General features: G+C 42.9%; 11 protein-coding genes. 10 read left to right on the forward strand and 1 reads right to left on the reverse strand.

From position 1 onward, the window contains the following. The 9 genes from ACQ86K_RS06060 to ACQ86K_RS06100 all read left to right on the forward strand — a co-directional run bounded on the left by ACQ86K_RS06060 (nucleotide 1) and on the right by ACQ86K_RS06100 (nucleotide 9,581). On the forward strand, nucleotides 1-279 hold the full coding sequence (locus tag ACQ86K_RS06060; RefSeq protein WP_431199992.1) for a hypothetical protein: 279 nt from the start codon (nucleotides 1-3) through the stop codon (nucleotides 277-279). Nucleotides 280-288: 9 nt separating this feature from the next. Next, on the forward strand, nucleotides 289-717 hold the full coding sequence (locus tag ACQ86K_RS06065) for a hypothetical protein (RefSeq protein WP_431199993.1): 429 nt from the start codon (nucleotides 289-291) through the stop codon (nucleotides 715-717). Between the two features lie 86 nt (nucleotides 718-803). Beyond that, nucleotides 804-3,050, forward strand: a complete 2,247-nt coding sequence (locus tag ACQ86K_RS06070; RefSeq protein ID WP_431199994.1) for a family 78 glycoside hydrolase catalytic domain — start codon at nucleotides 804-806, stop codon at nucleotides 3,048-3,050. Nucleotides 3,051-3,063: 13 nt separating this feature from the next. Next, nucleotides 3,064-4,185, forward strand: coding sequence for a glycosylase (locus ACQ86K_RS06075; RefSeq protein ID WP_431199995.1), 1,122 nt, complete (start codon nucleotides 3,064-3,066; stop codon nucleotides 4,183-4,185). Beyond that, entirely contained in the window at nucleotides 4,182-5,351 is a 1,170-nt protein-coding gene (locus ACQ86K_RS06080) for a sugar-binding domain-containing protein (RefSeq protein WP_431199996.1), read from the forward strand. The genes ACQ86K_RS06075 and ACQ86K_RS06080 overlap by 4 nt, the downstream gene beginning before the upstream one ends. Continuing rightward, a complete protein-coding gene (locus ACQ86K_RS06085; RefSeq protein ID WP_431199997.1) occupies nucleotides 5,294-6,607 on the forward strand; it encodes a DUF4982 domain-containing protein in 1,314 nt (437 codons plus the stop codon). Before ACQ86K_RS06080 ends, ACQ86K_RS06085 begins: the two co-directional genes overlap by 58 nt. A gap of 9 nt (nucleotides 6,608-6,616) precedes the next feature. Beyond that, a complete protein-coding gene (locus tag ACQ86K_RS06090) occupies nucleotides 6,617-6,871 on the forward strand; it encodes a hypothetical protein (RefSeq protein WP_431199998.1) in 255 nt (84 codons plus the stop codon). Between the two features lie 214 nt (nucleotides 6,872-7,085). Further along, nucleotides 7,086-8,642: a sodium:solute symporter gene (locus ACQ86K_RS06095; RefSeq protein WP_431199999.1), complete on the forward strand. Its 1,557-nt coding sequence runs from the start codon at nucleotides 7,086-7,088 to the stop codon at nucleotides 8,640-8,642. Nucleotides 8,643-8,654: 12 nt separating this feature from the next. Next, on the forward strand, nucleotides 8,655-9,581 hold the full coding sequence (locus ACQ86K_RS06100; protein ID WP_431200000.1) for a dihydrodipicolinate synthase family protein: 927 nt from the start codon (nucleotides 8,655-8,657) through the stop codon (nucleotides 9,579-9,581). A gap of 84 nt (nucleotides 9,582-9,665) precedes the next feature. Here the strand turns inward: ACQ86K_RS06100 and ACQ86K_RS06105 are convergent, their stop codons facing one another. Then, on the reverse strand, nucleotides 9,666-10,559 hold the full coding sequence (locus ACQ86K_RS06105) for an AraC family transcriptional regulator (protein WP_090531643.1): 894 nt from the start codon (nucleotides 10,557-10,559) through the stop codon (nucleotides 9,666-9,668). 435 nt (nucleotides 10,560-10,994) lie between these two features. Here ACQ86K_RS06105 and ACQ86K_RS06110 point away from each other — a divergent pair, with 435 nt between their 5' ends. Beyond that, entirely contained in the window at nucleotides 10,995-11,660 is a 666-nt protein-coding gene (locus tag ACQ86K_RS06110; RefSeq protein WP_431200001.1) for a DUF3826 domain-containing protein, read from the forward strand. Nucleotides 11,661-11,707: the final 47 nt, after the last annotated feature.

Below are 11,707 nucleotides of genomic sequence, written 5' to 3' on the forward strand. Positions count from 1 at the left end.
GTGGCATTCGCGTTAACGCCGGGTGTTGCCGATCTGTATGCCTTGCGCATAAAATATTATAATCAGAGCAATCAAACTTTTACGGCAAAAATGCAATTACTGGCCGCCGATGGTACGGTGATGAAGGAGGAAGAACTGGGTTTTAAACCGGTTGCCAAAAATAAATCGGGCACGGTTGCAACCAATACGGGCACAAGTATCAACGCGGGGAATTATAAGCTGGTAATCACGGGCATAAAAGCTGATGGTTTGGCTGTTTCGGGTATCGAAATGCAATAAATTATTAACATGAAAAAAAGGATCAGCCTGTTGTTTTTGTTACTGCCCCTCGGCCTTTTTGCGCAAAGCCTGAAGGTGTTAAACCTGCAATGCGAGTACAAAACCAATCCGTTGGGTATCGAATCGCTTAAGCCAAAGCTGAGCTGGCAAATGCAAAGCGATGCCCACAGCACCCTGCAAACCGCTTACCGGGTTTTGGTTGCCGGTGACGCTGCTAAACTCAAAAGTAATATTGCCGATATATGGGATTCGGGAAAGGTATCATCCGGTGCATCGCTGCAGGTTTCATGTAATGGTAAGCCTATGCAAGCCGCAAAAACATATTACTGGAAGGTAATGGTTTGGGACAACCATGGCAAAGCATCGGCATGGAGTAATACTGCCAGCTGGCAAATGGGCCTGCTTACAAAAAAGACTGGCATGGTGCCGATTGGATAGCTTATGATAAATTACATGATTCATCGGTCATTGTTCCCTTTTATCATGGTAAAGGGCCTAAAAAGCTGGGTGCAGCCAATGATGTTTTGCCTTTAATACGCAAGAATTTTAATGTTGATGGCAAGCTTAAAAAAGCCACGCTTTATATATGCGGGTTAGGTCATTTTGAGCTAAGCCTGAATGGTAAAAAAGTTAGCGATCATTTCCTTGATCCCGGGTGGACAAAATATGATAAGCAGGCACTATATGTGCCTTTTGATGTAACCAGTCAACTTCTTTCGGGAAAAAATACTATTGGCGTAATGCTTGGCAATGGATTTTATTACATTCCGCGGGATAAACGTTATCGCAAGCTCACCGGTGCCTTTGGTTATCCTAAAATGATTTGCCGTTTGATGCTGGAATATGATAACGGCAAGGTAGAAAATGTTGTTAGTGATGGCTCATGGAAAACGGCACCTTCGCCGGTTACTTTCAGCAGCATTTATGGTGGCGAGGATTATAACGCCAACTTTGAGCAATCGGGTTGGAATACAAACAATTTTGACGACTTAAAATGGCGAAATGTTGTTAAAGTAGATGGCATACCCGAATTGAACGCGCAAATGGCCGAGCCTTTGAAAATTATGCAGGCGTTGAAGCCTCAAAATAAAAAGCAACTTGCTAATGGTGCATGGATCTATGATTTGGGCCAGAACTTTTCAGGAATCCCGCAAATTACTGTGCAAGGTAAAAAAGGAGATACCGTGCGTATTATCCCCGCCGAATTGGTGAATGAAGATGGGAGCGCTAACCAGAAAGCTTCCGGCAGTCCACATTATTACGATTATGTGTTGAAGGGCAACGTTGTTGAAACCTGGCACCCCTTGTTTACTTATTACGGTTTCAGGTATTTACAGGTACAGGGTGCTGTAAGTCAAGGTGAAACCAACCCTCACCGGTTGCCTGTAATTGTAGAGATTAAAGGATTGCACACCCGTAACAGTGCCGAAACCGTGGGCAATTTCGCCTGTTCAAATGAGCTGTTTAACAAAACGTTTAAACTGATTGACTGGGCCATGAAAAGTAATATGGCCAGCGTATTTACCGATTGCCCTCACCGCGAAAAACTTGGCTGGTTGGAGGAAGCACATCTGGTTGGCAGTTCCCTGCATTACAATTATGACATCGTAGGTCTGGCACGTAAGTGTATCAACGATATGCGTATCTCCCAAACCGAGGATGGGTTAATCCCTGAGATCTCACCCGAATATGTAAAGTTTGATGAGCCTTTTCGCGATTCGCCTGAATGGGGGAGCAACGCCATTATTTTGCCGTGGTATGTATACCAGTGGTATGGTGATAAGGAGGTGCTTGCTCAAAACTATGAAATGATCAAGCGCTACCTGGCCTATCTCGATAAAAAATCAAAAAATCATTTGCTGTATCAGGGTTTGGGCGATTGGTATGATCTTGGTCCAAATCCTCCCGGCGTTTCGCAGTTAACGCCGCAGGGCATTACGGCTACTTCGCTTTACTATTATGATCTTGATATAGCGGGCAAAATAGCTACGCTGCTTGGTAAAAGTGATGATGCCGCATCATACAAAAGGCTCGCTGCCGAAGTTAAACAGGCTTATAATCAAAAGTTTTTTAATGCCGAAACCAAACAATATGGCACCGGCAGCCAGGCCGCTAATGCCATGTCTGTTTATGCCGGATTGGTTGAGCCACAATATAAAGCAGCTGTAGTGAATAATATCGTAAAAGATATCCGCGGCAGAGGGAATGCCCTTACCGCAGGGGACATCGGTTATCGCTACCTGTTAAGGGTTTTGGATGATGAAGGCCTTTCGGATGTGATCTATGATATGAACAGCCGTGCCGATGTACCGGGCTATGGTTATCAGTTGGCCCATGGTGCCACTGCCTTAACCGAATCGTGGGCAGCATTAACTTCGGTATCCAATAACCACTTTATGTTGGGGCACCTGATGGAGTGGTTTTACAGTGGTCTGGCCGGGATCCGTCCGGCAGATGATGCCATCGCATTTAATAAAATCGAGATCAGGCCCGAAACTGTGGGCAATGTAACCTGGGCTAAGGCTAATTATAAATCGCCTTATGGCAATATTTCAAGCAGTTGGGAGAAGGGGCGGGGGCAGTTTAAACTGGAGGTAAGTATCCCGGCAAATACTACTGCAAGTATCTTTCTGCCCGAAAAAAATAATGCGACTATAATGGTCGACGGGCAAAATATCAAAACCCGTCATGATATCAAATTTGTAGGTTATCACGATGGGAAGGCAGAGATCAAGGCTGGCTCAGGCAACTATACATTCATCGCCAAATAATATTAAAACAAAAATGAAACACATTTTTAAATCATCTGCACTCCTTATCTGTACTTTGTTACTACTTAGGGCACATGCCCAGGAAGTACCCGAGAAGGTGATGAAAGATATTTACGAGCAGGTTAAAACGCCTTACAAATATGGCTTGGTGATAGCTCCGGAAGATAATAGCCAGAAGGCTGATTGCCCTACGGTTTTTCGCCAGGGTGACAGCTGGTGTATGAGCTATATTATTTTTAACGGTCGCGGATACGAAACCTGGCTGGCCGATAGTAAAGACCTGCTGCACTGGAAAACACGGGGCCGCATCCTTTCATTTTCGGACGATACTACCAAATGGGACAATAACCAAAAAGCCGGTTATGTCGGTTTGCAGGATTATAAATGGGGTGGATCATACAAATTGCAGCAGTATAATGGCAAATATTGGTTATCGTACTTCGGCGGGCAAAGCAAAGGCTATGAGAAAGGTTTGCTATCCATAAGTGTGGCTTCTACCGATACAGATCCGGGTACGGTACATGAATGGCAGGGATTAGATCATCCGGTATTGTCAAGTATTGATAAAGATGTAAGCTGGTGGGATAACCACACGCAATACAAACAAACCGTGATCTGGGATAAAAAGAAGCTAACCGGTCACCCGTTCATTATGTACTACAACGCCAATGGCGACAGCGTTAATAAAAAACGTGGTGCCGAGCGCATTGGCATGGCTGTGTCTGATGATATGCTGCACTGGAAACGTTTTGGCAAAGACCCGGTATTGAATCACGGTGACGGCATTACCGGCGACCCGTACATTCAGCAAATAGGAAATGTATATGTCATGTTTTATTTCGGCGCTTTCTGGAAAACCGGCGACTCAGGCGTGTTTAACCGCTTTGCCTGCTCGTACGACCTGGTGCACTGGACTGATTGGACAGGGGAGAAGCTCATTCAATCGTCCGAACCTTATGATAACATGTTTGCCCATAAATCGTGTGTGGTAAAATATAAAGGCGTGGTTTATCACTTTTATTGTGCCGTAAATAAAGCCGATCAGCGTGGTATAGCAGTAGCTGTTTCAAAAGATCTGGGTAAAAGCGAGCTGAACTTTGTTGCTCCTCCTGTTAAGAAAAGCAAAACGAAATGAGGTTCCGTTATCTATATACACTGTGTTTAATATTTTTCGTGGTCGGTTTTGTATCTGCGCAAAGCGTACGCAAAACGGAAAGCTTTAACTCCAACTGGATGTTTTTTTTAGGTGACGATTCGACGGCGAACAATGTAAAATATGATGATAGTCGCTGGCGAAAGCTTGATTTGCCGCATGACTGGAGCATTGAAGGTAAATTCGACAGTAAAAACCCTACTACACAGGCTGAAGGCGGATTGCCAGCCGGCATTGGCTGGTATCGTAAAAGCTTTTTGATCCCTGCATCATCAAAAACAAAAACTATTCTCATTGATTTTGACGGCGTTTTTCATAACAGCGAAGTTTGGATAAACGGCCATTATTTAGGCAAGAGGCCTAACGGCTATATCTCGTTTAGGTATGATTTAACGCCTTACCTCAAATCCGGCGCACAACAAAATGTGATAGCTGTGAGGGTTGATAACAGCGACCAGCCCAACTCACGCTGGTATACAGGTTCGGGTATTTACCGTAATGTGTGGCTAACAACCGTTAATAAAACGCATCTGCCGCAATGGTCATCATTTATAACTACGCCGCAGGTTGATCATCAAAAAACGGAGATCAATATTCGCACGGTTTTGCCGGGTTCGATTGACTCAAAGTTTAAGCTCAAAGCTTCAGTTCTGGACGAAAAAGGTAAGGTTGTTGGGGCTGTAACAACGTCAATAACCGATACTGCAATTCAGCAGAATATAAACATTCGGAATCCTCAACTATGGTCAGTGAAACACCCTTACCTGTACAAAGTAAAACTGCAGTTGATGGCTGGTGATCAGGTTATTGATGATTGCATCGCCACTACGGGTATCAGGTATTTTAATTTCGACGCAGATAAAGGTTTCAGCTTAAATGGTGAGCCGATGAAAATTCTTGGTGTATGCCTGCACCATGATCAGGGAGCTTTGGGTACGGCTGTTAATACTCGCGCTATCGAACGTCAATTACAGATCTTGAAAGACATGGGTTGCAATGCTATCCGTACATCGCATAATCCTCCCGCGCCGGAATTACTCGACCTATGTGATAAAATGGGTTTCCTGGTGATGGATGAGGCTTTTGATATGTGGAAGAAGAAAAAAGCAAGCATGATTACCACGAAGATTGGGATAAATGGCATGTGAAAGACCTGCAAGACCAGGTTTTACGCGATCGTAACCATCCGTCCATTTTTGCCTGGAGCATTGGCAACGAAATCAGGGAGCAATTTGACAGTACGGGTGTAAGTATTGGTCGTGAGCTGGTTAAAATTGTAAAGCAACTGGATAATACCAGGCCGGTTACATCAGCATTGAGCGAAGCCGATCCTAAAAAGAATTTCATCTATCAGTCGGGTGCGCTTGACCTGGTTGGTTTAAATTATCACCAGGAAGTATATGCCGATTTTCAGAAAAACTACCCCTGTCAAAATTTTATCGGTACAGAAAATATGTCGGCCCTGGCAACCCGGGGGCATTATGATATGCCGTCGGATAGTATCAGGCGCTGGCCAAAGGACGGTAAAACCCCGTTGAAGGATGGTAACGCCGACTTCACCGTATCATCGTATGATAATGTTTCGGCCTATTGGGGCTCAACGCACGAAGAGACCTGGAAGATCATTAAAAAGCATGATTTCCTTTCTGGACTTTTCGTGTGGACGGGCTTTGATTACATCGGCGAACCAACTCCATACCCATGGCCCGCCCGCAGTTCATATTTTGGGATTGTTGATCTGGCCGGTTTCCCCAAAGATGTTTATTACATGTACCAAAGCGAGTGGACAAATAAACCGGTTCTGCACCTGTTACCACACTGGAACTGGAAGCCGGGACAGATGATTGATGTTTGGGCTTATTACAATAACGCCGATGAGGTAGAAGCATTTTTGAATGGCAAGTCGATTGGTATAAGGAAGAAAACCGGCGATGATCTGCATGTAATGTGGCACGTTAAATATGAGCCAGGGGTATTGAAAGCCGTATCGCGCCATAATGGTAAAGTAGTTATGACTACGCAAGTAGTCACAGCAGGTGAGCCTTACAAAATACAGCTAAAAGCAGATCGCGATAAAATCAAAGCCGACGGTAAAGATCTTTCGTACATTACCGTATCTGTTTTGGATAAAAACAACGTTCCGGTGCCCGATGCTAATCAATTGGTGAAATTTAAAGTAACCGGGCAGGGAATACTAAAAGGTGTGGATAATGGCTCACAAACAGATCTGGAACCTTTTGTATCTGATCACCACCATTTGTTTAACGGTTTAGGATTGGCTATTATTCAATCTAAAGCTGTCCCCGGGGAAATTACCATTGAAGCTACTGCTGATGGGCTGAAACCGGCTCACTTAATTATTGAAAGTAACCGTATCGCTTTTAAATTACAATTACAAAAATAAAGAGTGAATATGAAGTCCTTAAAAATAGTTTCAGGTGTAGTTTTTATAATTATAGGAGTTCTTTTCTTTATCTTTTTAAGAATGCTGAATGACCCGGAAATTGAAGGTGAATCTGGAAGGATCGGTTTAGACACATATTTCATTTCCCTTATCCCCATAACAATAGGTCTGATTATTTTATTCTTTAAAAAAAGTAAAAAAAATTCCAGCCGCCGCTTGGCTCCGGCCGAGTGGCAGCTATCAAGCGGCCTCTGGCCGCCGTAAACAAGTGTGGTGTATACCGGCCGGAGGCCGGAGAATAGTTGCCACTCGGCCGGAGCCAAGCGGCGGCGTTTTTTGTTTGTATATTTATTTGTTGGTGCTAATATCCTACAATAGCAGGCGAAAATATTACAGTAAAGGTTAACTGCAGGACGTTAAATTTGTTATACAATTTTAAACCACAATACTAATTTTTACTGTACTACCCGATTAACGCATGAAAGTGTTGCCCGTGTTAGATTTTACCATTATAGGTATTTACCTTATAGCTATGGTGCTGGTTGGTTTTTATTTTTCGCGTAAAAATAAAAATGCCGAGCAGTTCACTGTTGCGTCTGGTTTAATACCGGGCTGGGCTATCGGCTTATCAATTTATGCTACTTTTTTAAGCAGTAACACCTTTTTAGGTGTACCCGGCAAAGCCTACGGGGGCAACTGGAACGCTTTTGTGTTTAGCTTATCTATGCCAATAGCGGCCTGGATAGCCGTAAAATATTTTATACCATTTTATCGTAATACCGGCAATATTTCAGCCTATACACATTTCGAAAAACGCTTTGGTCCATGGGCCAGGGTTTATGCGGTTATTTGTTTTTTGCTTACGCAGATAGCCCGCATGGGATCTGTATTTTTTGGTATAGCGTTAAGTCTGCAGGCGCTTACCGGTCTGTCTATGAAGACCATTATGGTGGTAATGGGAATCTCTATTATCCTGTACACAGTATCAGGAGGGATCAAAGCTGTGATCTGGACAGAAGTTGTGCAGGCTATCATCAAAACTTTAGGAGCCCTGCTGATCATTTATTTGGTGGTAAACAGCATCCCCGGCGGCTTTGATAAGATCGTAGAAATTGGTAAAGCTGATCACAAATTCAGCCTGGGCAGTTTTTCATTGAACCTTACCGAACCAACTTTTTGGGTGATCCTGTTCTATGGTTTCTTCATCAATCTAAATAATTTTGGGATGGATCAAAATTATATCCAGCGTTATCATGCGGCTACATCTACCAAACAGGCCGCCAAATCGGTATGGCTTTGCGTTGGTATTTACGTGCCGGCATCTTTCCTGTTTTTTGTAATAGGTTCATGCTTATATGCTTACTATAGTCAGCATCCCGATCTGATCTTAAGCCTTAAGCACCAGGTAGCTATCGAGCGCCTGCCTGCAACGGCTTCGGCAACAGATGTTTCGGTATTTATGAACAAATTAACCCCTGCCGATTACGGTGATAAGATCATGCCGCATTTTATGGTTACCAAAATCCCGGCAGGATTGGTTGGTATTATTGTAGCTGCTATTTTATCAGCTGCCATGAGCACCATCAGTTCGGGCATGAACTCATCAGCTACCGTTTTTACCATCGACATTTATAAACGCTACTTGAAGCCGCAACTCAATGATAAAAATACATTGAACGCCCTGCACATCGGTACCGTACTCTTTGGCTTTGCAGGCATGGCAGCCGGGATAGCCATGATAGGGGTAAAAAGCATCCTCGATTTGTGGTGGCAGCTTTCGGGTATTTTTGCTGCTGGCATGCTCGGTCTGTTTTTGCTGGGCATTATCAGCAGGCAAACCCGTAACCATGAGGCTATCATTGCCAGTATCATAGGTGTTTTGGTAATCCTCTGGCTTACTTTTCCCACCCTTATCCCCGAGCAATATGCAGCCCTTCGCAGCACATTGAATACCAATATGATCATTGTGGCCGGCACATTGGCTATTTTTTTAACAGGAATTTTTTTAACCAAAACAAGGCAGTTAACAGTTTAATAATCATCACGAATGGAACAATCAAAAAAGGGTTTTATCCCGGTAATGTTAACGCCTTTTAAAGATAACGGTGCTATTGATTATGCAGCACTTACCCGCTTAACCGAAATGTACCTGCGCGCGGGTGCGGCCGGTGTGTTTGCCAATTGCCTCTCGAGCGAAATGTTTGAACTGAGCGGTGAGGAGCGGTTAGCAATTATCAAACACGTGGTTGAAACTGTTGACGGCGCTGTTCCCGTTGTAGCTACCGGTACCTTTGGTGGCCCGGTTGAAAAACAAGCTGATTTCATAAAGAGGGTGTATGATACCGGCACTTCAGCGGTAATTGCCATTACCAGTTTACTGGCCGATGCAAATGAGCCGGATACTGCACTTAATGATCGCGTTTTTGATCTTTTTGATCAAACAGAAAAGATTCCTTTAGGATTTTACGAATGCCCGGTTCCATACAAAAGATTATTATCGGCAGAACAGCTTCATCATTTTGCAGCAACAGGCAGGGTAATATATCATAAAGATACCTGCCTTAAAATTGACGTGGTAAAACAGAAATTGGAGGCAAGTAAAATTAACTCAGCTTTTGGTTTGTATGATGCTTACATGGTTCACGCGGTTGAATCACTTAAAGCAGGTTCGGCGGGATTGTCATGTATTCAGGGGAATTTCTTCCCTGAGCTTATTGTTTGGTTATGCAATCATTATGCAGATGCATCGCGCCAGCATGAGGTTGCCATGGTACAGGAATTTTTAACCGAAAATATGGATGTGATGCATAATGTTTATCCTGTTATTGCTAAATATTATCTTACCAAACGCGGTTTGAAAATATCTACCACCACCCGGCGCGATGTTGGCTACTTTTCGCCAGCTATCCGCAATAAGATCGAGGATCTGTATAGTAGTTATACTATGTTGCAAAGTGAGATAGGTATTGATTAGTCTTAAGTCGAAAGCCTTAAGTTCTAAGTAAGAAGTCATGATTTGACTCAAGACTTTCGACTAAGGACTTGAGACTTAACAAAATCAAGCAGATATCGCCTGCTTTTGTCCTTTAATATAACGGCGTTTATACTCAAGCGGGGTCATGCCGGTAACCCGTTTAAAGTGTCGGTAAAAGTTTGAGATATTGTTATAACCGCATTCAAAGCACAAAACCTCGGTGGGTAATTTGTCCTCAATCAAAAAACGGCAGGCATGACTGATCCTGATCTCGGTTAAAAAATCAAAATACGTTTTCTTGGTCATCAGTTTAAAATACCGGCAAAAGGAGGTAACACTTAGGTTGCCAATAGCTGCTATTTTTTCCAGGCTGATCTCCTGTTTATAGTTGGCCAATGTATAGGAGCATACTTTATTGAGGCGGATAGTATCCGATTCGTTTGATTGGTGGAAGTCGCTGTGCGATAATGTTATCGGTTCAAAGTCCTCGTTTTCGGCCAGCACTTTAAGTATCGATAGCAGGATAATGATCCTGTCGAGGTTGGTGGCTTCCGCTGCCTGCCGCATCAGTTTGGCCAGTTCGGTTCTTGCTTCGCCCTTAATTACCATACCACTTTTGGCCTTCTCAAAAAGCTTGGGCAGCATGAACGCTTCGGGTAAATTTAACAAATAACGGCCAAGGCAGTCGGGCAAAAAATGGATCACGATCACCTCAACATTCAATCCAGATTCGGGCAAAAAATATTCATCCTTGCAGCGCCAGCAGTGTGGTAGGGCCTCTCCCAGCAATGTGATTTCGCCTGGCGAAAAATTGCTGATATTATCACCAATAAACCTAACCCCTTCGCCCTTTATTACGTAATGTAATTCAAGCTCGGGATGGTAGTGCCAGATACCCCGGAAGGTGGGCAAAATATCATGCCTGATACTGAATGAATTTTGCGGTTTAACCGCAACCTTGAGAAAATGGGGCTTCATTTTGTAAAAATCAATAAAGATTAGCAGGTGAGCGGACAAATAAGTATGCGTCGCGCTGGTTTATATTTTAAAAGTAGTAATTTTTAATCAAACCCAATTTGCACGAATGTAATTTTCTTTTGACAAAAAATTAGCCTAACACGAAAAGCGGGTTATGGTAAGATTGTATAATAAATAGATAAATACAAATAGGAAAGGCAAAGGCTAACCATTGATATTTGTTAAAGCAACTTGTAAATCAGGCTGTAGGATACCAGGAAATATAAACCAATAAAATTAATTATACTTTTTATCAGGCTTTTAGAACTGACAGGATTTTAACAGTTGATTAATTGTGATATGAACAATTAATTGCGTAAAAAACGGCAGGATACTATATACTTTTTTTAAGGGCTTTTATAAAAACTGTAAAGAATTTAACCAATTGAAACAACAATGAAGCACTTTAAATACATAGTGATATTGTTATTATCAGTTGCGGGCAGCGCGGCTTTAGCGCAAGCACCTGCAGATAACAACTACATAAAAGTTATAACCGAACGTTCAAACAAAATTGTTACAGGAGCAGGCATCACCGACTCGGTAAAATTTAAGAAAGTGCGTGATATTGTAGTTGCCCAGTACAGTGATTTGAACACCATTTATGATGCGCGTAAAGCGAAAGTAAATGATATTAAAACCCAGATGCCCGATGATAAAGCAGGTGCCAATGCCAAAATCGCCCTTGTAGATAGTAATGTGGCTAAGCAGGTTAAGGTTTTACATACTTCATATATCAATAAGCTGAATAAGGAATTAAGCGCTGATGAGGTTGATAAAATAAAAGACGGCATGACCTACCGCATTTATCCAATCACTTATACCGCTTACCAGGATGAAATACCTACCCTTACCGGGGAGCAAAAAGACAAAATTAAAGGATGGCTGCTTGAAGCCAGGGAGAATGCCATAGATGCCGAATCGGCAGAGAAAAAACATGCCTGGTTTGGGAAGTTTAAGGGCCGCATTAATAATTACCTATCCGCACAGGGCTACGATATGAAAAAGGAGGGTGAAGAGTGGCAAAAACGGATTAAAGAGCGGCAGGCAGCAAAACAATAATTTTTGAACTAACCTAAATATCCCGGTATCATGAAATAAGCTTTAGC

It is taken from the genome of Mucilaginibacter sp. P19, from assembly GCF_050632265.1.
Classification (GTDB): Bacteria; Bacteroidota; Bacteroidia; order Sphingobacteriales; family Sphingobacteriaceae; genus Mucilaginibacter; species Mucilaginibacter gossypii.